We start from the raw sequence: 25,376 nt of genomic DNA on the forward strand, positions 1-25,376 counted from the left end.
GGGAAAAGGTGCCGATGGCGGAGGGAGAGAGATTCGAACTCTCGACCCTGATTACTCAGGGCAAGCGCTTAGCAGGCGCCCGCACTAGGCCACTATGCGATCCCTCCATTTAGCATCCATTACTATATCATAACGGCTTTCGGCTGTCAGCTATCGAGCTATAAGCTTTCAGCAGTCAGCATAAGGGCCGTAAGCTATCACCTCTAGTCAGGGAAAATGGTCTAAACACTAGTTAAACCCGATAAGAATCTCTCTTATTCTCTCCCATTCGGCTTTCCCTTCGTTGCACTCAGGGCTAAAGGCTAACCAGGGAAAGCTCTTTCCACGGAGAGAAATTTCACAATCCGGCGCGAATTCTTCGCATAGCAATCAGTGAGTAGCTGATGGCTGAAAGCTGACTGCTGACTGCCGACCGCCGCCTGTGTTATCATAGAACGATGGAAGTAAACGTGCTTTTCGACGAAGGATTCGAGGGCGCCATCGACGAGGGCTTTCTGCGCCAGGTCGCCACGAAAGCGCTGACCGCCGAACATCAATCCGATGCCGAGATGGGCATACTCGTCACCGGCCAGGAACAAATTCGCCAGCTTCACAAGGAGTACATTGGCGAGGACGAACCCACCGATGTGCTGTCCTTCGCCATGAGGGAAAAAAGCGAGGTTGATTCCCCCGATTTCGTTTTCCCCGCAGGGGACGCCGCCCATCTGGGTGAGGTCATCATCTCCTATCCACAAGCCGAGTTGCAGGCCGCCGAGCACGGGCATTCAGCCAGAAAAGAGGTTGCCATCCTGCTCATCCATGGCGCGCTGCACCTGCTGGGTTATGACCATGATGAACCTGAACGTCAGAAGAAAATGCAGGCCAGGGAAAGGGCCATATTGAAACTCGTAGCGGAGGGTCTCTATTGAAAGTCTTAGGAATAGCTGGCAGCCCGCGTTTCGGCAGCAACACAGACATCTTGCTTGGCGAGGTGCTCAAAGGGGCCGAAAGCAAGGGCGCGGAGACAAAACTGATACACGTTGCCAACCTCAGCATCATGGCGTGTAACCACTGTGACTCCTGCATGCACACGGGGGAATGCCCCTTTCAGGACGATACGCAAAAGGTCTATAAAGAAATAGAGCAGGCCGACCGCGTGGTGCTGGCGGCGCCGCTGCAATTCATGGGACTGCCCTCACAATTAAAGGCGCTGATAGACCGGGCGCAGGCGCAGTGGGTCAGAAAATATATTCTGAAAATCCCGCCTCTGGGGGATACGAGGGAGCGCAGGGGGCTTTTCGTATCCGTAGGGGGGCGCACCGGCGAGCATCTTTTCGAGCCGGCTCTGGCTACAGTAAAAGCCTTTTTTGTCAGCCTGGACATCAAATATGCCGGCATGGTGGCTTTTTCCGGCATCGAAGGCCGGGCCCAGATTTCAGACAATCCGGAAGCCATCAGAGAGGCTTTTAGCGCCGGAGAAAAGCTGGTGGAGCCGGCTACTCCTCCAGGAAATGCTTAAAATATCGTAGCTGGCACCTTCTGGCAAAATGGCTGGAATAATACACTAGCCGGAAATGTCAGATTAAGTCTAGACTATCACAACTTAATAGATAGATGCAGCAGGTTACAGTCCTAGATGACCTTGCCTTCTCTTTTGGCTTTGGCATCCAGACCGGCGCCGATGCCCCCTCCCACCGCCACTCCAATAGGTATACCGATAGCGGGATTACTCAGGCCTGCCCCAAGAGCAACTCCAATCGCCGTGCCGATAGCCAGCCACAGGCCGACGTTCTGCCCCTCGCTGATGAGGCCGTGCGTCTTTTGCAAGTGGCTCAGAATGGCTTCCATGCCGCCGAGGAATGCCCTCTTTTGCTCCTTGAGTATCTGTGGGGCGCCCGCGGCCAGGTCGCGCAGCATCTTGTCTATCTCAGGCTGAAACAGGCGGCATTGGGGACAGGTGGGCGCGAACTCGTCCACGCGGCGGGCCATCTTGAGAAAGCGGTCGAGGTGATAATCCCTGGCCTCGGGTGCTCCGATGCGCGCCTTGAGGGACTCCACGCCGGCCTCGATTGTGCGGTACCATTCTGTCGGTTCTGGCATATTACTCACCTTTCCATGCTGGAGGCCAGAGAGGCTGGCCGAAGCATCTGGTGGAGCAGGGAGAATCCCTCTCTTATCTCCCCCTTCGGCTTCTCTCAGGGCAAGCTCTTTCCCAAGGGTAGAGATTTACAATTCAGCAAAAGTTTGATACACCTCATTTGGTCCCTCTTTTGTCTCCTTTTCTAAGGGAAGAAGGAGACAGCACTCTCCCCCTTTAAAAAAGGGGGATTAAGGGGGATTTTTACTCCTGTCCATTATGCTTTCAGATATTTTCTCAGTCACACCTTCGATGTTCTTTAACACGTCCGTGTCTGTGATGCGTAGAACTCTTAAACCAAGCTTATTTAAGAATTCATCTCTGACCTTGTCAACTTGTGCTGCCTTACCAACTGAGTGCTGACTCCCATCTACTTCTATGACGAGTTTGGCTTTCGGGCAAAAGAAGTCCACAATGTAGTTTCCTATTATTTTTTGCCTATTGAATCGATACCCCTTGATCTGCCTAAGGCGCAACTTTGCCCAAAGATGTCTCTCAGCATCGGTCGTGTTCAACCGAAGGTTTCTGGAGTAAGGAACTAAGTTTTTATTATAGGGTATGTCGCGAGTCATTGGCGAATCAAACCCCTCTTTCATCTCCCCCATTCGTCCGCCTGAGGCGGACTCAGGGCAAGCTCTTTCTAAGGGGAGAGAGATTAAGAACCCTCCCCCTTTAAAAAAGGGGTGAAGAGAGGGATTTCCCTAGCTCTCCAATCATCAAACCCCTCTTTCATCTCCCCTTTCTAAGGGGAGAGATTAAGAACCTTCCCCCTTTAAAAAAGGGGGACTAAGGGGGATTTTTCCCAAGATTGAGTACCTCTACAACTTCGGCTTCATCTTCTGCCACCCAGTCGCCTGCTCGTAGGCGTGGGCGATGCGGAAGATGGTCTCCTCGGCGAAGGGCTTGGCGATGATTTGCAACCCGATGGGCAATCCATTGGCGAACCCGCCCGGGATTGAAATGGCCGGCACCCCCGCGATGTTGATGGGCAGCGTGCACACGTCGGAGAGGTACATCGCCAGCGGGTCGTCCGCCTTTTCGCCCGCCTTGAAGGGCACGGTGGGCGAGGTGGGCGTTATCAGCGCGTCGTACTTCTCGAAAGCCCGGTCGAACTCCATGCGGATGAGCGTGCGCACCTTCTGCGCCTTGAGGTAATAGGCGTCGTAGTAGCCGGCACTCAGCGCGTATGTCCCCAGCATGATGCGCCGCTTGACCTCCTGCCCGAAACCGAACTGGCGCGTCTTTTCCATGGCCTCCCACATGCTGTCGGTGCCCTGGTAGGAAAAGCCGTACTTCACGCCGTCGTAGCGCGACAGGTTGGCCGAAGCCTCGCTCGGCGCGATAATGTAATATACCGCCAGCGCGTAGGGCGTGCTCGGCAGGCTGACGTTACGGTCTATTTTCGCCCCCAGCTCCTCCAGCTTGGCGATGGCCGCTTCTATGGCCTGGGCCACTTCCGGCTGTATGCCCTCTACGAAATACTCTCTGGGGATGCCCAGTTTCATGCCTTTTATATCTCTGTTCAGGCTCTTGGTATAGTCCGGCACCTCGCAGGGGACGGAGGTCGAGTCATGCTCGTCGTGGCCGGAGATAGCGTTCATCACGATTGCCGCATCTTCAACGTCCTGCGTCATGGGGCCTATCTGGTCGAGGGACGAGGCGAAGGCTATCAGTCCGTAGCGGCTGACCCGCCCGTAGGTGGGCTTGAGGCCGGTGATGCTGCAAAAGCCCGCCGGCTGCCGGATGCTGCCGCCGGTGTCCGAGCCGAGGGCGTATAAACCCTCTCCCGCCGCCACCGCCGCTGCCGAACCGCCGGAAGACCCGCCCGGCACCCGCTCCAAATCCCAGGGGTTGCGCGTGGTGAAATAGGCCGAGTTCTCGGTTGACGAGCCCATGGCGAACTCGTCCATGTTGGCCTTGCCCAGCAGCACCATGCCCTGCGCGTAGAGCTTCTCGATGACGGTGGCGTTATAAGGGGGCACGAAGTTTTCCAGCATTTTGGACGAGCAGGTGGTGCGCACGCCTTTGGTGCACAGCACGTCTTTCATCACAGCGGGCACGCCGGTAAGGGGGTTGCAGTCTCCGCCGGCTATCCTTTTATCCGCTTCCCCCGCCTGCCTGAGCGCGAGGTCGCCGGTGACGGTCATGAAAGCCTTAACTTTAGGGTCGAGTTTCTCTATGCGTTCGAGCGTGGCTTTGGTCAGCTCGACGGATGAAATCTGCTTCGTCTTTAACAGCTTATGCGCTTCGTGGATGGTCAGGTATGCGGGGATAGTCATGCGTTAAACCTCTCTCCCTTGAGGGGAGAGATTAAGTGAGGGTGAACCTATAACCTGGCGCCGCGCGCCATCATGAGGATTTCGGCTCATGTTGCTTCTCCCTACTCCAGCACCGGGCGGATGCGGAAAAATTCGCCCTCTTTGCGCGGGGCATTGGCCAGCACGTCGGAGGGGGACATGGAAGTCGCCACCTCGTCGGCCTTCATCACGTTGCAGAGGGCGTTGGGCTGCGCGGTGGGGGGGATGTTGGCCGTGTCCACCTGTTTCAGCACCTCGAAGTTCTCCAGGATGTTGGAAAGCTGCCCGCCGAAGTGGGTGATGTCCTCTTCGGTCATGCCCAGCTTGGCCAGCGCGGCGATGTGCAGTACCTCTTCACGGCTTAGCTTCATATTACCCTCTCAATGGGTGAATTATAGCCCGAAGAGCGATGATGGGGCAAGGATACGTATTCGACCTGGGGGTTTTTGAGCGTAAGAGGGCGATTTGTCCAAACGAAACGAAAAAACGAAAACGAGAAACGAAACAGCGAACGCAAAATGAGGGTCTTTTGTCAGCAACCTCGGTTGAGCGTGAAAGGTTGCGGAAAATTATTAAAGATACGTTTATTTGGTTATTTAGTGGCTGTAGCCTTACTGAGTGCTTGTTTGATCAAGCTAACCGCCTCAGAGGTTTGCTTCAACACAAATATGTCTGTAAACCGCAGAACCGAATAGCCTAGTGAAATCAATGATTGGGTATTGTTTAAGTCTCTAGCAACGTTTCTATTTATTTTTTCTTGCCAGTACTGGGACATTTGTTGAAGTCGCTCTTCTGATAGCTTTTGACCATGCCAGAAACGCCCGTCAACGAACACTGCCACTTTCGATTTCTTGAAAACAATATCCGGCTTTCCAGGTAAATTAAAAACGTATTTTCTATAACGCAATCCCTCAGCCCATAACGCCCTACGCAGCAGTAATTCAGGAGCTGTGTCAATTGACTTGATACGAGACATTATCCAGCTTCGTTGTTCTTTGCTGGCATCTTTTGTTATTTCAGTTTTATTTGCAGTTTTGTGTAGTCTTTTTCGCATTTTTTCACTATCTGGTTATATGTATCAAATAGCTCCATTAACTTAACCTCACGCATATTGGGGATAAATTGGCTTAATTCATAAATGTTCATTGCTATAAATTGTTGAATTTCAAAAAATTCAACCCTGTTCTCTATTCCCGCCGATTTGCTTAGGTATTGACCTATACTAACGCCAGCTGATGTTGTGACTACTAGTGGTTTGAGATTAGAATTAAGATTGGTTTTACATTTTGCAATCAGTTTCTCTGTTGGGGTCATCGTAACATGAATCGCTACATTACCGATAAGAAAGTCACCTGGCCTTTTTGAAGCCTCATCAGCGACAGAAAATCCAAATGTTTCTGGCGGTAATTTGGGCAAAGCTAATGTTAATTTCGCCCCCACCAAGTGTTGCATCATAGCACCTTGAATCATGAACCCAGCCGATTCTCGTTGCCTCTTTTCAGCTTGTTCCAAGACATCATTTACTATATTTGCTATTGACTTAGATGAGTCGAGGTGTAATTTAAAAGGTTTTGCAGCAAGATAGGCCTTTACTTGTGTAACCCACCATTTCTCAATATCCTTAAGGTCTTTGGCGCTCATCGGTTTATTTTTATTTAGTTGGTTGAGCCACTTAACATAGGTCTCCATTAAACCCAAACTGCCCCTGTTGGTTCTTCCACCTTCGGATGAAAATGATTGGGTTATGCCGTAATCATTTAGAATATTCTGAATAGCTGGGCCGCTTAAACCTTTCACCTGCCCATGTTTTGCGGTTTTAAACTCGCTAGCTGTCAAAGGGAAAGTTTTCCCCATTGCAACACGAGTTATCACCAAAACTACTGAAAGAGACCCTTTGCTCGTTATTGTTGTATTTTGTTTAAACTTTTGAAGTGATTCCTGAATAGTAGGCATATGCTCTCCTCGCTAATGGAAGAAGTAACTCTTTGGCAATAAAGCGTGTGACCGGCAACGCTACGGCATCGCCCATAGCATTATAGCCATCATTAAAAGTACCAGGGATTTTATATGAATCAGGGACCCCCATTAATCTAGCCGCTTCTCTCACTGAAAGCAGCCTAACGTCAAGTCTGTTATTCCTTGCAATGATGATGAATTGGCGACTGCTTCCACCATTGGCTGTCCTCAAGCAACCCGAAATGTCATCCGCTCTAATCTCTAAAACCTGTTTATTATTGCGGATACGTCTATATCCGGGGAAAATATCCACTCCGGACAAAATCCCCGTGCGTATTTTGTCTTTATGGGTTCCGGGAATTAAGGAGATAATATCATCCGCTTTTTCGCTGGAATATATAGGAATGTCATAATCGATAAAATCAGATAACCTAGATGTTCGACGAGGTGGCTTTGGCATTTTCCACCAAATAACGTCTTTGAGCCCATCAAGTGCCCGAGTGACAGTGTTCGGGTGAAGCCAATTGGGTGAAACATCTGTTAAGCAATCTATTTCGATATCCTTTTGGACGCCAATAACAAAAATCCGCTTCCTCGATTGCGGTAGCCAGTTCAACGCGTCTAGTAAAATTGGGCCAACGCGATAGCCTCTTGAGACTAGAGCCTGATGCAGGGCAACGTAATTTTTACCCTTTTCAGCTGATGTTAAACCAGACACATTTTCAGCAACTACAATCGGCGGTCGAACAGGCATGCGGTCCATTGCGTCGAGCCAAACCCAGAATAGCCCGCTCCGGCTGGCATTTATTCCCTCCTGCTTGCCAGCCACTGACAGGTCTTGACAAGGAAAACTTGCCCATGAAACAATTGCGAATGGAACCTGCGAGTCTAAATGAGTTTGAAGCGGGCCTAAATGAAAGACTGACTTATTCTGATTGCTATTGTAGATATTGCCTTTCTGCTCGGATATATCATTCGCCCAAACCGTGTAAAAGTATGGTTTGACGCCTTCAGTAACAAGGCCGCTGCCAGCAAAAAAATCCAAAAAAGGAAAAGTTTCATCAACGATGACAGTCAAATAACCACCGCCACATTGAAAGTATATAAGACATCGTATATTAATTTGGTTAATGAGGCAAGCCCCTACCTCGTTATATAGGGTAGAATATATAGCCGTTATGAACGATAAAACATTTCATATTCTCTCCCTCGGTTGCGCCAAGAACACCGTCGATGCGGATTCCATGGCGCAGCTTGAACCCTACTTCTCGTTCTTCACCAAACCGTGACAAACACCCCTCGACTTTCTCCTTGTCGGGTGTGCTGTTCTCCGTTTCACTCAACCTGTGCTGCTCTGGCCAGCTGCGAAGCTTTGTGATAAAAGTCGCTTTACCCCTCATTCCGAATTGTTATCCTGACTTCATAGAAAGATAAAAAGGAGTGAGAAAATGGTTGAACTGGACATAAGACAGGTAACGCCGTTTGAGAGGCACGGGTTGATAATGAAAACATGGGATAACCTGAAAGCGGGCGAAATTCTGCAAATTACCAACGACCATGACCCCAAACCTCTGCATTACCAGTTCGACGCCGAGTATAAGGGGCAGTTCGAGTGGAAGTACGAGCAGAGCGGCCCTAAGGATTGGGTCGTTACCATCAAGCGGGTATAGGCGGGAAGGTGTCCGATGAATAGTAAGGTGAGCGCAGTCCAGCCGTTAATAGACGAACACCGGCAGGTGCTGGTGAAACTCGACGCCCTGGAAGCTATTTTTAAGAACCTCGAGCGCAAAGAGGAAAATGCCGCCGGATTAAAAGAGCTCATGGCCTTTTTCGAGAAGGCTTTCTGGGTGCACTTCGATAAAGAAGAGCAGGCGCTTTTCCCGGAGTTCGATAGTTTTATGCCGCACGGCGCCGGGCCGCTGGCGGTGATGATTGAAGAGCATGGTGTTCTCAGGGATACCAACGAGGTTTTACAGGAGGCGGTGGCCCGCTACCTCGGGGACGGGGATAACGCGCCGACCAGAAGGACCATCGAGGAAAGCGGCATGCATTTCATCGAGTTTTTAAGGGGGCATATTTTCAAGGAAGACAGGATGTTCCCGCAACTGGCGGACATGCACCTGGGAGAGAGTCAGAATGCCAGGGTTCTGGCGCTTTTTGCGAAGATGGAGCAATCGTCAGAATAAGTCGCCATGAGTTGTATACAGTTCAAAAAGTAAATTTGTTTGTCCTCCGGACTAGCGCGGTGTTTCCTCTCCCCTCCGTGGGAGAGGATTGAAGGTGAGGGGGTATTCACGAACTCTTACCTCACTGTTATCTCTCCTGCAAGGGGCGAGGTGATTTAAAAAGGGCGACCGGCCGGTCGCCCCTACGCCAACCATCTTGTACTGGGCACAGCATGCTGTGCCCCTACCTCGGCAAACATGACAAACACCCCTTGACCTCCCCCTCTCCCCATGTGCTATCCTGTTTCTCTATCTTCTGGTATCTTTTGCGCCGCCTTTAACAACCCGCCCTCCCGACGAATACGATTCAGGCACAGGCGCCCAATTCGAATATGTCCATAACGGACCAAACGAAGCCCTTTTGGCAAAACGACTCCGTGCCTGCGCCGCGCCTGAACAACCTTGTTCGTCCCCTTGAAGAAGACCCCCAAAAAACGAAAACGAATCGGTGGGTATTGTAGCGGCAACCGGCCGGTTGCCACCACGACAGAAGAGAGAAGAAAGGTTGTCCCCTCACCCCTCCAGATGCTTCAGCCATCCTTTATGGCTTCCAGCATGACAACCCGGCCTCCATGACACCCCCGCCCTTGTGATGTTATAATGTTCTCCATTCTCGTTTGAGGTGAATTCCGATAGAAGTCATTCCGGCCATAGACCTGCGCGGCGGCAAGTGCGTGCGCCTTTACCAGGGCGATTTCAACATGGAGACGGTCTTCTCCGACGACCCGCTGGACATGGCGCTTCAGTGGCAGTCGCTGGGCGCCACGCGCCTGCACATCGTTGACCTGGACGGGGCCGCCACCGGCGAGCCGGGCAATCTGGACATTATCTCCCGCATCGCCTCGACCGTCTTCGTCCCCATAGAGGTGGGCGGAGGCATCCGCACCGTCGCCACCATGGAAAAGCTGCTCAAGATAGGCGCCGACCGCATGGTGCTGGGTACCTCGGCGGTGAAGCACCCCGAGATGATACAGGAGGCCTGCCGCAAATTCTGCCAGGCCATCGTCGTCTCCATAGACGCGAGGGGCGGTTTCGTGGCTACCCACGGCTGGCAGCAGGCGACGGAACTATCCGTGGCGAGCTTCGCCCGCTCCATGGTGGACCTGGGCGTAAGGCGTTTTGTCTATACCGACATCGGGCGCGACGGCACGCTCACCGAGCCCAACTTCTCCGGCCTGTTCGAGCTGATAGACACCACCAAGTTCCCGGTCATTGCCTCCGGGGGCATCTCTTCCATTCTGCACCTCAAGCTGCTCAAGAAGCTGGGGGCGGAGGGGGCCATCATCGGGCGGGCGCTCTACACCGGGGCCATCAACCTGACGCAGGCGCTGGCCGCGGTAGAATCCTGAGCGTCGTTGCGAGTCCGCCGCAGGCGGGCGAAGCAATCTCATGGCATTGTCAGACAGAGTCTGTTAGGAAGTGAAGAATCCCTCTCTCATCTCCCTTTTCCGAAGGGAGATGGCTCCACCTCTCGCAGAGGAGTAAAGATGTAATTTGTTTCCTCTCCCTTGAGGGGAGAGGATTAAAAGCCTGCACTGAGCGAAGCGAATGTGTGAGGGTGAGATTCAGGCTAAAACTCTACCCCTCACTCTTATCTCTCCCCCAAGGGGAGAGAGGAGGGTCTGGATGCTTAACATAAAATGGGATGAAAAGGGGCTGGTGCCCGCTATTATACAGGACGCCGAATTCAATGACGTCCTGATGCTGGGATACATGAACGCCGAGGCACTTAAGCTGACGCTGGAGAGTGGGCATGCCTGGTTCTGGAGCCGCAGCCGCCAGGAGCTATGGCACAAGGGCGCAACGAGCGGCAACTACCTTGAGGTGGTCGAGGTGCGGTACGACTGCGATATCGACGCCATACTCGTAAAGGCCAAACCCAGAGGCCCCACCTGCCACACCGGCGAGCGTAGCTGCTTTTATCGCCGCCTTATGATAGAGGATCTGGCGGAGTAGAGTAATCCTGTCGTTCTGAGGAGTCCGCCGAGGCGGACGACGTGAGAACCACGAGGCGGGGGGGCTTCCCCTCCCTGAGATTCTTCGCTCGCTATGCTCTCTCAGAATGACAGACTGACTAGGTCAGAGGGTCTTCCGGAGCAGGCGACGGCACAGGCTCGGCGGGGATAACCCCGTCAGCTATCAGCACTTCTTTGAGGGCGGCGATGGCTACCTCCACCATTTTGTCGTCCGGTTGTTTCGTGGTGAGGCTCTGCAGCCACAAGCCGGGCGCCACCAGCCATTTTATAAAGATGTTATCCATGTGACGCGCGCCGTACTGCGTTACCTCGTAGGCGATGGCGGCGATGACGGGTAAAAGCAGGATGCGCGAGGCTATCAGCCACCACCATGTCTGCTTGCCCACCAGGCTGAATACCAGAATGGCGATGAGCATCACCGCCAGCAGGAAGGCCGTGCCGCAGCGGGCATGGGCGGTGGTATATTTCTGCACGTTTTCGGGTGTCAGTTCGACGCCCGCCTCGTAAGCGTGGATGGTCTTGTGCTCCGCGCCGTGATATGAGAAAACGCGCCGGATGTCCGGCATAAAACCCACGCCCCACAGGTAAGCCAGGAAAATGGCCAGGCGGATGACCCCCTCCAACAGGTTGAAGGGAAGGCTGCCCTGCATGCCCGGCATGAGCCACTTGGACAGGAACAGCGGCAGGATGGAAAACAGCCCGATGGAGAATGCCAGCGAAGCCAGCATCACCAGCCAGAGGGTGGCCCCGCCGAGCTTGGTGCTTTCCTTTTTAACCTCGCCGGGTTTGGGTTCGTCTGTATCTTCGAGCGCGACATTGGTGGAGAAGATGAGCGACTGCGTGCCCAGTATCATCGCCTCCAGCAAGGCGATGACGCCGCGCGTAAAGGGTACCCGGCGCCAGCGCCCGGTGTAGATGGAGTGTAAAGGGTGGACGTCTTTAGCCAGCGTGCCGTTGGGACGTCTGACCACCGTGGCGATGGTCTTGGCCCCGCGCATCATGACCCCTTCCATCACCGCCTGGCCGCCGTATCTGAATTTCTCCGCCATAGCGTTTCTCTCCAAACAAAAAGGAGCGGACACAAGCCCGCTCCTTTTACCGTCTAATCCAGAACCCGCCCTACTTGGCTTCTTTGGCGTAGCGTTGCTTGAAGCGCTCTACGCGGCCGGCGGTGTCAACCATGCGCTTGCTGCCGGTGTAGAAGGGGTGGCAGGCGCTGCAAAGCTCGACCTTGAGCGTCTTGCGCGTTGAACCGGTGGTGAAGGTGGCCCCACAGGAGCAGGTGACCTGCGCGTCAGCGAAATATTTGGGATGAATCTTTTCTTTCATATGCTAGCTCTCAGCGTAAACGCTGACCTTTCTGCGGTTCTTGCCGGCGGGCTCGAACTTGACCGCGCCGTCGATGGTGGCGAAGATGGTGTGGTCGCGCCCGATGCCGACGTTATTGCCGGCCTTGACGTGCGTGCCCATCTGGCGCACCAGTATGGTGCCGGAAGTGACGTTCTCGCCGCCGAAGCGCTTGATGCCCAGCATCTTGGGCTTGCTGTCGCGGCCGTTGCGGGATGAGCCCGCGCCTTTCTTATGAGCCATTTACTTTTCCTCTTTCTTGGTGGTGCGGCGGGGCTTGGCGGCCGGTTTCTCGGCAGCTACGGCGGGCTCCTCGGCTTTCACCGCGCGCCGGCGGGGCTTTGCCGCTGGCTTCTCAGTCCCTGCGGCTACCGCGGTCTCCTCTGTCTTTTCGGCTTTGGCAGCCTTCCTGGGTTTTTCGGCCATTATGCCTGGCCCGCTGATGCTATCGATAGTGAGCTCGGTAAAGGATTGTCTGTGGCCGATTTTTCGGCTGTAGCGCGTCTTGGCCTTGTACTTCATGCCGAAGACCTTGACGCCGCGTCCGTCGCCTTTGGATGTGCACGAAACTTTGGCGCCCTCGATGAGGGGTTTGCCCCAAACGAGCTTGTCGCCGTCGCTGATAGCCAGCACGCGGTCGAGCTCGATGGTGCCGCCCTCGGCGACTTCCAGAGACTCAACCTTCAGGCTCTCGCCCGGGCTGACCTTATATTGTTTACCCCCGGTTTCAATTATGGCGTAAATAGTAACACCTCCGCTTGACAAAGGTTAATTATAGCAAAGGTGCGGGGGAGGGTCAAATGGGGTGGGAGTGTGGGGCGTGTCTTTGCGAGCCCCGATACTCTTGAGCCTGCACTGAGCACTTTGTCCGCTCAGTGTAAACTCCGCGAAAGTGGGCAATCTCGGATATTTCATCCGTCGATAGGATTGTAATTGGTGCGAGAATCACCTCGTTATCTGGTTCACTGTATAACTCACTTCTTTCAGAACGAGTTCATTGGTGTGGTATGCCCATACCGGCCCCGCTAATGGGTGCTTGCCGGGCTCGAATGTCCAGTAGCCGTTAAAATACAGGCTACGCGGCTCCGGCAATCATAAGTTACCGCGTAGTACCGATCCGGCCAGACATTATCCGAGAGAACAATCTCATAACGTATTTCGACAGGCATGTAGGCTGTTCTATCGTGGCGGTGGATCTGGATACCGGAAACGGCAGCGGAGAGGAAAATTACCATGGGCAAGGCCATTGCCCTGATGATGAACTTATCCATTTTTGTCTTGATTCTTTAAGCGTGTCGAGATTCTCAAGCTGACAGGCCGGGGTCGCCGCCTTCGCTCCGCAGCAACTGTATGGACGGCCTGTACTCCGCCGAGGCATCCGGCGATTCCCAAACCGCGATGGAGTAAAGCTTGACGCCCGGCAGCTTTTTCTGAAGCTCGGCGTAGATTGTCGCCGCGATATTCTCCGATGACGGGTTGATGGTGTTGAAGGGCGCCACCTCGTTCAGGTGGGTATGGTCGAAGCGCTCCAGCACCTCGTTCAATTTCGCCTTCAGTTCGCGGAAGTCGAACGCCAGGCCTATCTCATTCAGTTTGGAGGTGCGCAGCCGAGCCACCACGCGGAAACGGTGGCCGTGCAGGTTCTCGCACTTGCCCTGATACCCTCTTAGCGCGTGCGCCGCGTCGAAGTGCTGCTCAACCGTTATCTGGTACATTGTCTTTCACCTCTTCTTTGACGGCTTCCGCCGTTCCGCTTTCGCCCGGCTGCACGAATTTGAAAACCCCCTGCACGCCGCGCTTGAGCTCCGCCAGCATCTGCTTTACCGGCTTGCCGCTTACCGGGTGAACCAGTTCCGGCGCTATCTCATTAAGCGGCACCAGCACAAAGGCTCGCTCGGGGATGCGGGTGTGGGGAATGGTGAGGGTGGGGGTGTTGATGACCTGTTTCCCGTAAAAGAGGATGTCTATGTCCATGGGACGGGGGCTGTAGCGCGCACTTGGCACGCGTCCCAGCTTGGATTCTATGCCTTTGAGCAGCGCCAGCAGACCTGTGGGTTCGAGCGTGGTGTAGGCGTGCGCCACCAGATTCAGGAAGCGCGGCTGGTCGGGATTGTCTTCGGGTGTGGTGTCGTAGACGGATGAAATCTCCTCGATACGCAACCGCTCCGACAGGAAGCTGATGGCTCTGTCCAGATTCCGCTTGCGGTCGCCCACGTTGGAACCTAAAGATAGATAGACCGAGACCGGCTCAGCGTTCATTGTTTTTCCTCCTCACGACTGCATCGCTCATTTTAGCCACGCGCGACATGAATTTAACGTCGTGGACGCGGATGATATCGGCCCCGTTCACTATGCCGATGGCACTGGTGGCCGCCGTGCCTTCGAGACGCTCTCCGGCGGGTAAATCGAGCGTCAGCCCGATGAATGACTTGCGCGAGGTGCCCAGCAGGATGGGTTTTCCCAGCACCTTCAGCTCTGCCAGGCGATGGATTATTTCGAGGTTCTGTTCTACTGTTTTGCCGAAGCCGATGCCGGGGTCGATGATTACGTTTTCTTCAGCTACTCCGGCATCCTGGCACAGCCCGATGCTGTGCCTGAGGTCGGCGATAATTTCGGCGATGATGTCGCCCTTGCACGGGTTGTCGCGCTGATTGGAGGTGAGGATGATAGGCAGATTGTGCTGCGCCGCCAGCCCGGCCAATCTCGGCTCCTTTTTGAGCCCCCAGACATCGTTGATGATGTTCGCGCCTGCATGAATCGCCTCGTTGACCACTTTATACTTGTAGCTGTCCACGCTGATGGGAACGCTCAACTCGCGGCTGAGTCTCTCGATGGCCGGAACAATGTGGGTAATCTCCTCGTCTATGGTTATGGGCTGGGAATTGGGGCGCGTGGACTCGCCGCCGACGTCTATGATGTCGGCGCCCTCTGCCACGAAGCGCCTGGCCTGCTCTATGGCGGCGTCGATGGTCGAAAGGCCGTCGCCGGAGAAAGAGTCCGGGCTGAGGTTGACGATGCCCATGATGAAGGTGCGCTCGCCCCATTTGAAGAGGCGCTGGCGGCAGGCGGTGGGCTTGAGCGGTATATCCAATTCCCTCTCCTCTGGTTTGATTGTATATGGTTGGAGGGGGTTAGGCAAGCCTCGAAATATGAGAATGATTCTCTCCCTCTAAGGTAAGGGAGTCAGAAGGGATTTGATGAATCCAGCCTTTTCAAATCCCTCTCTTATCTCCCCTTTCTAAGGGGAGAGGATTCCGAAATCTCCCTCCTTGGAAAGGAGGGATTAAGGGAGATTCTTTCCGGCTGGAGCCTATCGAATTGCCTGTTGAACAGCTCTTTTCGCCGGTCTAGCAGCACTCGCCGGAATCGAGGCTTTTGCCTTTGAGAGCGGCTTGAATCATGGCGGCGGCGCAGCCCACGCCGCTCTGCACGGCGATGGCATTGGTCGGGCAGTTGAGGGCGCAGGCGCCGCACTCCATGCAGGCCTCCTGATTGACGAGTTGTGCCTCTTTACCCTCGGCGAAGACGCCGTGCGGGCAGACCTCCCAGCACATGGCGCAGCCGATGCAGAGCTCGGGGACGTACTGTAGAGTATTGACTTTATACGAGTTGAACACTTCGGGACTCCTCTAGAGGAACCTCGCGATGATATTCAGAATGATGCCCAGGATGAAAGAGACGGCCATGGGGCGGATATAGCTGCGCATCTCGGCCTTAACGCCGCTGCGCGAGGTGAAAGTACTCGACCCGGTGAAGTTGAGGGCAATGAAGGCCACCACCGTCGGCCAGATGAGCATGTTGCTCGCTACATTCATGACCCTGTGAGTAGTCGAGATGTCTGCTTTCAGCCATAGCGTGTTCATCAGTACAACGGCGAGTGTCACCACCAGCCCCAGGCTCCAGCCCTTGGTACTGAAATCCTTGGTGGGCAGCCAGGGCAGCAGCAGGGGGAAAAGCACGGCTCCTCCTGCGATGGCAAGCACCGCCAGCAGCGACCCCGTCCAGCCGCCCCAGAAATAGAGGGCGACTGCCGCGATTACCAGGTACAGGAAGTATCCCAGCAGTTCCACGGGCGCCAGTATCAGGCGGTCGAGAATGCCGAAGCGCACCAGGCGCATCTCGGGGGTGGCTTTATGCGTCTTGAGGTACTCCGGCAGGTCGCGAGCCCGCACCGGGCCGTATTCCACCTTGAAGCCTGACTGTTTCTTGACTTTATGGGCTGCCACGCCCGGCGCTCCAAGCTGCGGCAGGATGACGGTGCGGTGCCTCACTACCCTCGCAAGCTCGGAGGTGTCTATGCGCTCCACCAGTTCCTCGGTGCCGAAGGTGTGCTTGCCGGCGGCGCACCAGACATTGATGCCGAAGGTGTTCAGCACGAGTATATAAGCGTCTATCCCTGTCAGAGATGTGCGCAGCGCGTCGAAGCTGAGCGTATAGTTGGCGCTGATAAAAACGGGGGAATCGGGCGTCGGATTGCCAATAGCGTAGAGCCCCGGAATTACTTTATGTTCGCCGCGCTTCCACCTCCAGCGCGCCTGGATATGGTCCCAGCGGTTTTTCCACGTGAGGAATGGGGAGGTGGGGAGGACGGGGATTTCGGCGGCAATATTGCTAACAGACATTAACTTATTTTAATAACTAGTGTGCAGAAGGTCAACTTTGAGCCAATGCACTATATAATCTCAACGATGATTGACAAGTGGTAGCATATATGATACCATCAAGCCAATGGATGACGGATTATGACGCGCCGTGAAAAAAGGCTGCAAGAACTCAGGAATAACCCGCGCAATACGTCGTTAAATGATTTTGAGTCCGTCATTAAAGACTTTGGAGCCATCGAGGAAGGCTCAAAACATCCTAAAGCTATAATAGGTGAATATACCCTGCCATATAAACGAGAAAACCCAATAAAAGCGTGCTATGTATTGCAGTTGTTGGAAATCATTGACAGCTTGTGAATAATTCCATGCTGGAGGCCCGCCTGGGAGAGCCGAAGCATCCGGTGGGGAGGTGAAATTATGAAAGCTAAGAATATTAATTACTACATGAGCCTGCCCTATCACACTATTTTGGAACAGTGGGACGACGGGCGCGGGCCTTACTGGGTGGCGCGGGTAGCTGAATTGCCTCACTGCATGATTCACGGCGATACCCCGCAGGACGCGGTCTCCGAGCTTGAAGGAGTAAGAAGGGATTGGCTAGAGTCCAATCTAAAACGAGGGATCAAAATACCCGAACCGGTCTCGCGCAAGTATAGCGGGCAAATAAGCCTCAGAATCCCGCCGTCGTTGCATCGTCTTATCTCCAACCGCGCGACTTCGGAAGACGTCAGCCTGAACCAGTTTATGACTTCAGCGCTGGCTCAGGCGGTGAGCTATCCGGAGCCACCTGCTGTCTCGTCCGCAAGACGCAGAAAAAGCGCTCAGAAACAGACTGCCTGATATACGCAATAAAAATCCCTAAAACAGGACTAAAGTGTCTTGTAACATTTGTTCTATTTATGGTATCATGACGGCAGGCGAATATGACCACGGAGAAAGAAAAGGCACTGGAACTGGCCATCGACCAGATTGAAAAGCAATTTGGTCAGGGCGCTATCATGCGTTTCAACGATAGCTCGGCGCAGACCAAGATTGCTGTTATCCCCAGTGGCTCAGTGGCGCTGGACATAGCGCTGGGGGTGGGGGGTATCCCGCGAGGCCGCGTTACCGAAATCTTCGGACCCGAGAGTTCGGGCAAGACCACTCTGGCCCAGCACATCATTGCCGAGGCTCAGAAACTGGGAGGCAAGGCGGCCTATATTGACGTGGAACATGCCCTCGACCCGGCTTATGCCAAAACCTGCGGTATCAACCTGGACGAATTGCTCATCTCACAGCCCGACACCGGTGAAGAAGCCCTCGAAATCTGCGAGACGCTGGTGCGCTCGAATGCCATCGACATAATAGTTGTCGACAGCGTGGCGGCGCTGGTGCCCCGTGCCGAAATCGAAGGCGAGATGGGCGATGCCCACGTGGGGTTGCAGGCCAGGCTGATGTCGCAAGCGCTGCGCAAGCTGACGGCGTCCATCGGGCGCACGGGGACGGCGGTGGTCTTTATAAACCAGCTAAGGGAAAAAGTAGGCATCATTTTCGGCAACCCGGAGGTGACACCCGGCGGACGCGCGCTCAAGTTCTACAGCTCGGTGAGAATAGACTTGCGTAGAATAGAGACTATCAAGCAGGGCGACAAGGTCATCGGCACACGCGTCAAGGCCAAAATCGTCAAGAACAAAGTGGCCCCGCCCTTCCGTATCGCGGAGTTCGATATCATGTTCTCTTGCGGCATCAGCCGCGAGGGCGACTTGGTAGACCTGGGTGCCAAGCTGGATGTGTTAAAGAAAGCCGGAGCTTTCTTCTCCTACGGTGACATTCGCCTGGGGCAGGGTAGAGAGGCCTCCAAGAATTACCTGAAGCAGAATCCTGAGCTGGCTCAGGAAATCGAGCAGAAGGTAAAGGCCGCAGCCGTCACCGCCAGCAGCATCGGTTTTACCGATAGCGAATGACCTGTTACCCGTCCGCCTCTGGCGGATGGAGGAACCGGGACTATAACAGCTGTGGTGATCAAGCTGGGGCGAGCGCCTCAGCTTATTTTGTTTTTGAGAGGGATCCGGGTGGCTGTAATTACGCGATTGGTGGCGTCGAAGGGCAGAACGAAGAAGGTAAGTGTTTACCTCGACGGCAAATACGCCTTCAGCGTGGAAGCCGCAGTGGCGCTGGAAGCCAGGCTGCGCATAGACCAGGAGCTGAGCCAGCCGAAGATAGACAGACTGGAACACGAAAACGGGCTGAAGAGGGCACTTGCGGCCGCCAACCGCCTGCTGTCATTCCGCCCGCGCAGCGAACACGAGCTCAAGCAGAAGCTCACGCAGAAGGGATACGATGCGGCCACCGTGACCGCCTCCCTTCAACATCTAAAAGAGCACGGCTTGCTGGACGATGCGGCCTTCGCCTGTTACTGGGCTGAAAACCGCGCCAGTTTCAGCCCGCGCAGCCAGCGCATGGTGCAGCTCGAACTAAGGCAAAAAGGCGTATCCGCCGGCCTGGCTGAAGATATAGCGGGGGGGCTCGATGATGAAGCCGCGGCTTACCAGGCCGGGTCTAAAAAAGCCTCCAGAATGGACGTGCCGGAGTATGAAGAATTCCGCCGCAGGCTGGGCGAATACCTCAGGCGGCGCGGGTTCGCATATGATGTTATCGACCGCAGCGTTAAAAGGCTGTGGCAGGAAAAAATGCTCATAAAGAGTAAAACTCTTTTTGAAATAATTGAAAAGGAAGAGAAGTCATCTGTCCTCCCTGAACATCCCCCGGGGAGGATAGAAGGGAAGGGGGTTTGATAAATAAATGACACTAACTACGGCATTCATCGGTATTTTCGCAGGGTTTGTCATCGGCGTGGTCTGCGGAGGCATCGCGGCGCTTCTTTCGCGCGGTTTCTATGCCAACCGCCAGATACGCGCCGGACAGAAACGCGGCGCCCGCATCCTGGCGGAAGCGCGCAACGAAGCCAAGAGCGTCATCGCCGAGGCGCGCGTGGAGATAGACAAGAGCCGCGCCGCCTCCGAGAATGAGGCGCGCGAGCGCCGCGCCGAGTTGCAACGGCAGGAAAACCGCATAGTGCAGAAGGAAGCCCACCTGGACCACAAGCTGGAAGAAGTGGAATCACGCAACCGGCAGTTCGACTCGAAAGAAAAGGAACTGGAAACCGTCCGTGAGGGGCTGAACGAAATCAAGGAAAAACAGCTCAAGGAACTGGAAGCCGTCTCCCGTCTTTCCAGCGAGGATGCCAGGCAGATACTGCTGGACCAGATGGAAAACGAGATGGGCGCCGAATCGGCCAGACGCCTGCGCGAGTGGGAGCAGCAGCTTAAAGAGGAGGCCGACGAGAGGGCGCGGAATATCCTGTCATCTGTTATCCAGCGCAACGCTTCTGAAGTGGTGGCTGAGACTACCTCGAGCACCGTGCCCTTGCCCAATGATGAGATGAAGGGCAGGCTTATCGGGCGCGAAGGGCGCAATATACGGGCCCTCGAGCAGGCCACCGGCGTCGACCTTATCATCGACGATACGCCTGGAGCGGTGACGCTTTCGAGCTTCGACCCGGTGCGCCGCGAGATAGCCAGACAAGCGCTCAACAAGCTTATCCTGGACGGGCGCATCCATCCCAGCCGCATCGAAGAGGTGGTCACCAAAGCGCGCGAAGAGGTGGAGGCCTCGATGGTCGCCGCCGGCGAGCAGGCCGCCTACCAGGTGGGAGTGCACGGGCTGCATCCCGAGCTTATCAAGCTGCTGGGGCGGCTCAAATACCGCACCAGCTACGGCCAGAATGTGCTGGGGCACAGCATCGAAGTCGCCGGCACCTGCGGCATGATAGCCGCTGAGCTGGGCGCTAACGTCACCGTCGCCAAGAAAGCCGGACTGCTGCACGACATTGGCAAGGCCGTCGACCGCGATGTCGAGGGTACCCACGCCGCTATCGGCGCCGACCTGGTGAAACAGTGGGACAAGAGCAAGGACGTGGTGTGCGGCGTGGCCGAACACCACATGGACGTCACCGACGTCAGCATCTGGGGTTTCATCGTGTCGGCGGCAGACGCTATATCCAGCGCCAGGCCCGGCGCCCGCCGCGAGAGCCTGGACAACTACCTCAAGCGGCTCAAGAGCCTGGAGGAGATTGCCGATGGGTTCAAGGGCGTGGAGAAATCCTATGCCATCCAGGCCGGGCGCGAGGTGCGCATACTGGTCAAACCCGAAGAGGTTGACGACCTGTCGGCCATGAGGCTGGCGCGCGACATCGTCAAGAAGATCGAAGAGAGCCTCACCTATCCAGGGCAGATTAAGGTGACCGTCATCCGTGAGATTCGCGCCACCGATTTCGCCAAGTAAAAAGTCTCAGTTTTGAGATACATCGAGCCGCCATTCCGCAAGGAGTGGCGGCTCTTTTTTATACGGTCATTGTCGGGCTCGACCCGACAATCCAGAATCAAATGTTTAACTTAGAGTGCCCGTTGCCTTTGGTTTACCTTGCTTGTGCAGCCAGAACACTGATTTGATTTCAAGATTATTTCGAATATCATCGGTAGACTGATTTCGGAGATTGCCACGTCGGTCGCTCACGGCTCTCTCCTCGCAAAGACGGATTAAGCGCCATTGCCCTCCTACTCACCGCGTGGCATAATATACTATTCCGTAGAAGTTGAGATGATATGAAGATACTGGCCATCGGCGACATCATCGGCAAGCCCGGACGGGACGCCGTCAAGGCCATCCTGCCCGGCCTCAAGCGCGAGCTCGGCGTGAAGCTCGTCGTGGCCAACGGCGAGAATCTGGCCGGAGGAATAGGCCTGACGCCATCCACCGCCGACGAGCTTTTGCTGGCGGGCGTGGATGTTATCACATCGGGCAATCACATCTGGGCGCAGAAAGAAATTTACCCCTTCCTCGACGGCGGCATGCCCATACTGCGCCCTTACAACTATCCGCCAGGTGTGCCGGGAAAAGGATACCTCACACTGGACAGCGTGGCCGTGGTCAATCTTATCGGGCGCACCTTCTTCGTAGGCAACTACGATGACCCCTTTCGCGGAATGGATAAGTTGCTCTCAGAGCTGCCGCATGAGATTAAAACCATCATCGTGGACTTTCACGCCGAAGCCACCTCGGAGAAAATGGCGCTCGGTCGCTACCTTGACGGGCGCGTCAGTGCGGTGCTGGGCACGCACACCCATGTCGGCACCATCGACGCCCAGGTGCTGCCCGGCGGCACGGCCTTCGTCACCGACATTGGCATGACCGGCCCCCTCAATTCCATCATCGGTGACGACAATCAGGTCGTTTTGCAGCGTTTTCTGACCCAGATACCGCAACGCTTGACCGTTGCCAATGAACACCACGTCGTTTTTAACGCCATACTCGTCGATGTGGATGAATCCAGCGGACACGCCGACTCCATCGAACGCCTGCAGCGGGCTATCGACGTATGACGAGCAAGACGGACCTGCACGTTCATACCAACGCCTCGGACGGCAAATACTCCCCGGCGGAGCTGGTAAAACTTGCGGCACAAAGTGGCCTCGGCCTGCTGGCCATCACCGACCACGACACAGTATCGGGCATCGCTCCCGCTCTGGAAGCGGCTAAAGCATTTCCGGATTTGAGAATTATCCCTGGTGCGGAGATAAGCAGCTATGCTCCCGGCAGCGAGGTGCATGTGCTGGGCTATTTTATCGACATCGGCAACTCAGAATTGCTCATACAACTGGCGGCGCTGGGGGACTCGCGCCAGGACCGCGCCAGGGCTATCGTGGAAAAACTGCGCGGGCTGGGGCTGGACATCAATCTGGCGCGAGTGCAGGAGATAGCCGGAGACGGCAGCATCGGGCGTCCGCACATCGCCCAGGCGCTCATGGAGAAGGGTTACGTCTCCTCCTTCCAGGAGGTTTTTACAAAGTACATCGGGCAGGGCGGGCCGGCCTATGTAGAGCGCGCCAAGCTTACGCCGGACGAGGCCGTGGAACTGATAATAAAAAGCGGCGGCCTGCCGGTGCTGGCGCACCCCTCGACTATCAATAATGCAGAAGCAGTCGTCTCACGGCTGGCGGGCAGGGGACTGGTGGGTCTGGAGGCCTATTACAAGGATTACACCGATGAGCAGCGCCGCGACATGGTCAGTCTGGCCTATCGCTATAAGTTGTTAGCCACCGGCGGCAGCGATTTTCACGGTATCGACGAGGCCACCGAAGTCATGCTGGGCGACGCCGGCGTGCCGAGGACCTGCGGTGAAAATCTCATCCGGCTGGCGCGCGAGCGCGGGCTGAAGCTGCCGGCAAAATTCTACTAGAGGTTTTATATGTGGATTAAATTCGTCTTGATGCTGGTAGGGGCTTACCTGCTGGGCTCGATACCCGCGGCCTATCTGGGCGTCAAATGGTTCAAAGGCGTTGATATCCGCAAATTGGGGACGGGCGTAACGGGCTCTTCAAACGTAGCTCGCACCACCTCCAAATGGTTGGCGGTACCCGTGGCATTGTTCGACATGGGCAAGAGCATGCTCGCTTTCTGGCTCGCAGGTCTTATTGGATTGTCCGTGGGGCAGCAAATGGCTGTGGGTTTTATGGCTATAGTCGGCCACGACTGGCCGTTGTTTATCGGTTTCAGGGGCGGCAAGGGCATGATAACCAGTCTTGGCGTCATCTTCATGGCGTCGCCGCTGATGGGGGGCATTATCCTGGCGATAGCCTACCTTCCGGGATTAGTCCGGCAGATGGCGTTGGGGGTTTTCGTGGCACTCCTTTCTCTCCCGTTCTGGAGCTGGTTTGCCGCGAGCTGGCTGGGTATAGAGGATAGGCTGCCCGTTACTATCGGCTTGGCGTTCGTTACGTTGCTGGGATTTACCAAGCGGCTCATAGGTGCGAGAGTTGAACTCAGCCGCGACGTACCCACAGGGGAACTGCTGCTCAACCGCCTGCTGTTCGACCGAGACATCCGCGACCGCAAGGCGTGGATTGACCGCAAACCAGAAAAAACTGCTTAGTGTTCCCTCCCGTAGCTGCACATCTCCTTCAGGCAGCAAACGGAGCATAAGGGCTTCTTGCGGCAAACGTCTTTACCCAGCTTTACGAACAACGCGTGGTATTCGTTAAAAAGCCGCGTGTCCTGTTCCAGATTTGACATAAAAAGCCTCTGGTATGCATCATAGGTGTCTCTTTGCGGCGCGATGCCGATTCGCTCCGCGATTCTCCTGGTATAAGCATCGATGACGAAGGCCGGTTTGCCCGCCGCGTACAGCAGGATGGAATCGGCTGTCTCCGGGCCAATGCCGTGGATGCCGAGCAACTCATTGCGCTTATCATCGAGATTTCCTGAGAAGGCTTTTTCCAAACTATCCTCGTAGTTTCCCAGCCATTCCACCAGCGCCTTGAGCTTTTTGGCCTTGGCATTATAGTAGCCCGAGGAGTGGACATATCCGGCAAGGTCGGATAGCGGAACCTGGCGCAGGGCTTTAGGTGAAAGTGCTCCTGCCTGTTTGAGGCTGTCGATAGCTTTCTCCACGTTATGCCAAGAGGCGGATTGTGTCAGGATAGCGCCCACCATGACCTCGAAGGGCGTCTCTCCCGGCCACCAGTGCTGCGGACCGAAGCAGGCGAGGAGCTTGCGGTAAATGTCGGCGATGGTTTGATTCTTGCGATTATCCATTGGATTGTTTCGTTTATCCTTTCCGAGGGGAGAGGATGTAGTACTTTCCCTCCCTGGAAGGGAGGGATTTAGGGAGAGTCTTATAGCAAGAAACTCTCTAATGGCTTTCTGAATCCCTCTCTTATCTCCCCTTTCCAAGGGGAGAAGATATGTTATCTCTCCCGCCGATGGACAGATGATATTCTCTTACTTCCACTCCGGCACTCGCGCGTCTTTGGGCGCGTCGTTGCTCGGGATGAAGGGTTTGATGTCGAGCACCGGCGTTCCGTCGAGCGCATCCAACCCCTCCAGGCGCAGTATATTGTCTTTCCTCTCCAGCAGGCGGGCGACTTTCATCCCCAGGGGATTGGGGCGGAAGAGCGAGCGCGATGCGAAAACGCCGACTTCGGGCAGGGAGGGGTCGCCCCGATAACGCACACGCAGAGCCATCTTCGATTTATCGGTTGCCCGGTGCGCCCAGTATATGACGATAACATGTGAATATCTTTCGATCCCTTCGAGCCCGGCGCTGAACTCAGGCTCGATGATAATTTCGGAGACGACGCCTGTCCAGTCGTGCTCCGGCCTGGGTGTTTGCTTGACCGGGCTGCTCACGAAACCGATGGGCTGGAGTGGCATTCTGTTGTGGTTCATCGGCAACAATGATAATACAAAACGGAGAAAGTCCACAAACAAAACCCCTCGTTCAACCGAACGAGGGGTCATGAGACTGCACGCGTTTTGGGTTACTCCAGCGGAGTCATGGTGAGCAGTTTCCTGGCTATATCAGGGTACTGGCAGATGAATTTTAGCTCATCCTCCACCAGCGGCTTGTGGGCTTCCACGTTGGCGTAGCGCACCAGCTCTAATATCTCGTTAGCTTTTTCCTTGCTGTCCGGCAAAGAGATATTTTCCGGGGCTTTTTTAGACATCTTGTCCACCATAAAGCGGAAGCCGGAGATGCCGCTGTACTGGCCGGCGCATATCTCGCGCCCGGTCTCCACCAGAACGGGCTCACCGCGCCCCAGCTCCTCGAAGCCGTAAAGCTCGTAGTTCTGCGGGTCCTTGAGCACGCCGTCGGCGTGGATGCCGGAGGCATGGGCAAAGCAGTTTTTGCCCACGCCGGGCTGGTTGAGGGGTATCTCCACTCCAAAGGCATAACTGGCAAACTGGGCCAGCTTCCAGGCTTTGTCGAGCTTGATATTCCCGGCAAGCTGATATTTTTCGTTGAATCCCTTGGACTT

34 protein-coding genes and 1 tRNA gene are annotated in these 25,376 nt (G+C 55.1%); 14 read left to right on the forward strand and 21 right to left on the reverse strand.

Annotation, left to right across the window (positions count from 1 at the left end; all coding sequences use genetic code 11):
- Nucleotides 1–15 precede the first annotated feature (15 nt).
- Nucleotides 16–107 (reverse strand) — tRNA-Ser (locus C4542_02505).
- A gap of 330 nt (nt 108–437) precedes the next feature.
- On the opposite strand from C4542_02505, the gene ybeY reads away from it, so the two are divergent.
- Together ybeY and C4542_02515 are read left to right on the forward strand one after the other, a co-directional pair.
- Nucleotides 438–908, forward strand: coding sequence for an rRNA maturation RNase YbeY (gene ybeY, locus C4542_02510; protein ID RJO62718.1), 471 nt, complete (start codon nt 438–440; stop codon nt 906–908).
- Complete coding sequence (locus C4542_02515; GenBank protein RJO62719.1) at nt 905–1,498, forward strand: flavodoxin family protein; 594 nt, start codon at nt 905–907, stop codon at nt 1,496–1,498. The genes ybeY and C4542_02515 overlap by 4 nt, the downstream gene beginning before the upstream one ends.
- Nucleotides 1,499–1,611: 113 nt before the next feature.
- Here C4542_02515 and C4542_02520 read toward each other — a convergent pair whose 3' ends face one another.
- The 8 genes from C4542_02520 to C4542_02555 form a co-directional block, all read right to left on the reverse strand.
- Nucleotides 1,612–1,827 (reverse strand): hypothetical protein, encoded by a 216-nt coding sequence (locus tag C4542_02520; GenBank protein RJO62752.1) that lies wholly within the window; start codon nt 1,825–1,827, stop codon nt 1,612–1,614.
- Between the two features lie 480 nt (nt 1,828–2,307).
- Nucleotides 2,308–2,688, reverse strand: a complete 381-nt coding sequence (locus tag C4542_02525) for a DUF559 domain-containing protein (protein ID RJO62753.1) — start codon at nt 2,686–2,688, stop codon at nt 2,308–2,310.
- A gap of 246 nt (nt 2,689–2,934) precedes the next feature.
- Nucleotides 2,935–4,395, reverse strand: a complete 1,461-nt coding sequence (gene gatA / locus C4542_02530; GenBank protein ID RJO62720.1) for an Asp-tRNA(Asn)/Glu-tRNA(Gln) amidotransferase subunit GatA — start codon at nt 4,393–4,395, stop codon at nt 2,935–2,937.
- Between the two features lie 101 nt (nt 4,396–4,496).
- Nucleotides 4,497–4,784, reverse strand: a complete 288-nt coding sequence (gatC, locus tag C4542_02535; protein RJO62721.1) for an Asp-tRNA(Asn)/Glu-tRNA(Gln) amidotransferase subunit GatC — start codon at nt 4,782–4,784, stop codon at nt 4,497–4,499.
- A gap of 221 nt (nt 4,785–5,005) precedes the next feature.
- Nucleotides 5,006–5,467 (reverse strand): very short patch repair endonuclease, encoded by a 462-nt coding sequence (locus C4542_02540; protein RJO62722.1) that lies wholly within the window; start codon nt 5,465–5,467, stop codon nt 5,006–5,008.
- Nucleotides 5,425–6,366, reverse strand: coding sequence for a DUF4928 domain-containing protein (locus tag C4542_02545; protein RJO62723.1), 942 nt, complete (start codon nt 6,364–6,366; stop codon nt 5,425–5,427). The genes C4542_02540 and C4542_02545 overlap by 43 nt, the downstream gene beginning before the upstream one ends.
- On the reverse strand, nt 6,332–7,438 hold the full coding sequence (locus C4542_02550) for a DNA cytosine methyltransferase (GenBank protein ID RJO62754.1): 1,107 nt from the start codon (nt 7,436–7,438) through the stop codon (nt 6,332–6,334). Before C4542_02550 ends, C4542_02545 begins: the two co-directional genes overlap by 35 nt.
- An 82-nt stretch (nt 7,439–7,520) precedes the next feature.
- Complete coding sequence (locus tag C4542_02555; GenBank protein ID RJO62724.1) at nt 7,521–7,769, reverse strand: hypothetical protein; 249 nt, start codon at nt 7,767–7,769, stop codon at nt 7,521–7,523.
- Nucleotides 7,770–7,817: 48 nt separating this feature from the next.
- Here C4542_02555 and C4542_02560 point away from each other — a divergent pair, with 48 nt between their 5' ends.
- The 4 genes from C4542_02560 (at nt 7,818) to hisI (ending at nt 10,550) form a co-directional block, all read left to right on the forward strand.
- Nucleotides 7,818–8,039 (forward strand): DUF2249 domain-containing protein, encoded by a 222-nt coding sequence (locus C4542_02560; protein RJO62725.1) that lies wholly within the window; start codon nt 7,818–7,820, stop codon nt 8,037–8,039.
- Between the two features lie 15 nt (nt 8,040–8,054).
- On the forward strand, nt 8,055–8,555 hold the full coding sequence (locus C4542_02565) for a hypothetical protein (protein ID RJO62726.1): 501 nt from the start codon (nt 8,055–8,057) through the stop codon (nt 8,553–8,555).
- A gap of 671 nt (nt 8,556–9,226) precedes the next feature.
- Nucleotides 9,227–9,943, forward strand: a complete 717-nt coding sequence (hisA, locus tag C4542_02570) for a 1-(5-phosphoribosyl)-5-[(5-phosphoribosylamino)methylideneamino]imidazole-4-carboxamide isomerase (GenBank protein RJO62727.1) — start codon at nt 9,227–9,229, stop codon at nt 9,941–9,943.
- A 277-nt stretch (nt 9,944–10,220) separates the two neighbouring features.
- Nucleotides 10,221–10,550, forward strand: a complete 330-nt coding sequence (hisI, locus tag C4542_02575) for a phosphoribosyl-AMP cyclohydrolase (GenBank protein RJO62728.1) — start codon at nt 10,221–10,223, stop codon at nt 10,548–10,550.
- Between the two features lie 118 nt (nt 10,551–10,668).
- Here hisI and C4542_02580 read toward each other — a convergent pair whose 3' ends face one another.
- The 9 genes from C4542_02580 to C4542_02620 form a co-directional block, all read right to left on the reverse strand.
- Nucleotides 10,669–11,619, reverse strand: coding sequence for a DUF1385 domain-containing protein (locus C4542_02580; protein ID RJO62729.1), 951 nt, complete (start codon nt 11,617–11,619; stop codon nt 10,669–10,671).
- Nucleotides 11,620–11,689: 70 nt separating this feature from the next.
- The gene (locus tag C4542_02585; protein ID RJO62730.1) at nt 11,690–11,899 is read right to left on the reverse strand and encodes a 50S ribosomal protein L31; all 210 of its coding nucleotides are present in this window, start codon (nt 11,897–11,899) and stop codon (nt 11,690–11,692) included.
- A 3-nt stretch (nt 11,900–11,902) separates the two neighbouring features.
- A complete protein-coding gene (locus C4542_02590; GenBank protein RJO62731.1) occupies nt 11,903–12,160 on the reverse strand; it encodes a 50S ribosomal protein L27 in 258 nt (85 codons plus the stop codon).
- Nucleotides 12,161–12,661: a 50S ribosomal protein L21 gene (rplU, locus tag C4542_02595; GenBank protein RJO62755.1), complete on the reverse strand. Its 501-nt coding sequence runs from the start codon at nt 12,659–12,661 to the stop codon at nt 12,161–12,163.
- A 560-nt stretch (nt 12,662–13,221) separates the two neighbouring features.
- Nucleotides 13,222–13,632, reverse strand: coding sequence for a 6-carboxytetrahydropterin synthase QueD (gene queD / locus C4542_02600; protein RJO62732.1), 411 nt, complete (start codon nt 13,630–13,632; stop codon nt 13,222–13,224).
- A complete protein-coding gene (gene folK, locus C4542_02605; GenBank protein ID RJO62733.1) occupies nt 13,613–14,176 on the reverse strand; it encodes a 2-amino-4-hydroxy-6-hydroxymethyldihydropteridine diphosphokinase in 564 nt (187 codons plus the stop codon). The genes queD and folK overlap by 20 nt, the downstream gene beginning before the upstream one ends.
- On the reverse strand, nt 14,166–15,008 hold the full coding sequence (gene folP, locus C4542_02610) for a dihydropteroate synthase (GenBank protein ID RJO62734.1): 843 nt from the start codon (nt 15,006–15,008) through the stop codon (nt 14,166–14,168). The genes folK and folP overlap by 11 nt, the downstream gene beginning before the upstream one ends.
- Before the next feature lie 256 nt (nt 15,009–15,264).
- A complete protein-coding gene (locus tag C4542_02615; GenBank protein ID RJO62735.1) occupies nt 15,265–15,534 on the reverse strand; it encodes a ferredoxin family protein in 270 nt (89 codons plus the stop codon).
- A 12-nt stretch (nt 15,535–15,546) separates the two neighbouring features.
- Nucleotides 15,547–16,539: a carbon monoxide dehydrogenase gene (locus C4542_02620; GenBank protein ID RJO62736.1), complete on the reverse strand. Its 993-nt coding sequence runs from the start codon at nt 16,537–16,539 to the stop codon at nt 15,547–15,549.
- Nucleotides 16,540–16,659: 120 nt separating this feature from the next.
- Here C4542_02620 and C4542_02625 point away from each other — a divergent pair, with 120 nt between their 5' ends.
- From C4542_02625 to C4542_02660, 8 genes are all read left to right on the forward strand, one after another.
- Entirely contained in the window at nt 16,660–16,878 is a 219-nt protein-coding gene (locus tag C4542_02625; GenBank protein ID RJO62737.1) for a hypothetical protein, read from the forward strand.
- Between the two features lie 60 nt (nt 16,879–16,938).
- Nucleotides 16,939–17,361 (forward strand): toxin-antitoxin system HicB family antitoxin, encoded by a 423-nt coding sequence (locus C4542_02630; protein ID RJO62738.1) that lies wholly within the window; start codon nt 16,939–16,941, stop codon nt 17,359–17,361.
- Nucleotides 17,362–17,444: 83 nt separating this feature from the next.
- The gene (gene recA / locus C4542_02635; protein ID RJO62739.1) at nt 17,445–18,464 is read left to right on the forward strand and encodes a recombinase RecA; all 1,020 of its coding nucleotides are present in this window, start codon (nt 17,445–17,447) and stop codon (nt 18,462–18,464) included.
- A gap of 18 nt (nt 18,465–18,482) precedes the next feature.
- Nucleotides 18,483–19,295 (forward strand): regulatory protein RecX, encoded by an 813-nt coding sequence (locus C4542_02640; protein ID RJO62740.1) that lies wholly within the window; start codon nt 18,483–18,485, stop codon nt 19,293–19,295.
- Between the two features lie 7 nt (nt 19,296–19,302).
- Entirely contained in the window at nt 19,303–20,844 is a 1,542-nt protein-coding gene (rny, locus tag C4542_02645; GenBank protein ID RJO62741.1) for a ribonuclease Y, read from the forward strand.
- A 320-nt stretch (nt 20,845–21,164) separates the two neighbouring features.
- Nucleotides 21,165–21,941: a TIGR00282 family metallophosphoesterase gene (locus C4542_02650; protein RJO62742.1), complete on the forward strand. Its 777-nt coding sequence runs from the start codon at nt 21,165–21,167 to the stop codon at nt 21,939–21,941.
- On the forward strand, nt 21,938–22,798 hold the full coding sequence (locus C4542_02655; protein RJO62743.1) for a PHP domain-containing protein: 861 nt from the start codon (nt 21,938–21,940) through the stop codon (nt 22,796–22,798). Before C4542_02650 ends, C4542_02655 begins: the two co-directional genes overlap by 4 nt.
- A gap of 9 nt (nt 22,799–22,807) precedes the next feature.
- Complete coding sequence (locus C4542_02660; GenBank protein ID RJO62744.1) at nt 22,808–23,491, forward strand: hypothetical protein; 684 nt, start codon at nt 22,808–22,810, stop codon at nt 23,489–23,491.
- Here the strand turns inward: C4542_02660 and C4542_02665 are convergent.
- The 3 genes from C4542_02665 to C4542_02675 all read right to left on the reverse strand — a co-directional run.
- Nucleotides 23,488–24,153 carry an endonuclease III domain-containing protein gene (locus C4542_02665; protein RJO62745.1) on the reverse strand — a complete coding sequence of 222 codons (666 nt, stop codon included), beginning with the start codon at nt 24,151–24,153 and terminating at the stop codon, nt 23,488–23,490. The genes C4542_02660 and C4542_02665 overlap by 4 nt on opposite strands.
- Before the next feature lie 186 nt (nt 24,154–24,339).
- Nucleotides 24,340–24,858, reverse strand: a complete 519-nt coding sequence (gene tsaA, locus C4542_02670) for a tRNA (N6-threonylcarbamoyladenosine(37)-N6)-methyltransferase TrmO (protein RJO62746.1) — start codon at nt 24,856–24,858, stop codon at nt 24,340–24,342.
- Nucleotides 24,859–24,878: 20 nt separating this feature from the next.
- Nucleotides 24,879–25,376 (reverse strand): homocitrate synthase (locus C4542_02675; GenBank protein RJO62747.1); only part of this gene is annotated, 498 nt, incomplete at its 5' end.

The organism is Dehalococcoidia bacterium (genome assembly GCA_003597995.1).
Lineage (GTDB): Bacteria > Chloroflexota > Dehalococcoidia > Dehalococcoidales > UBA1222 > SURF-27.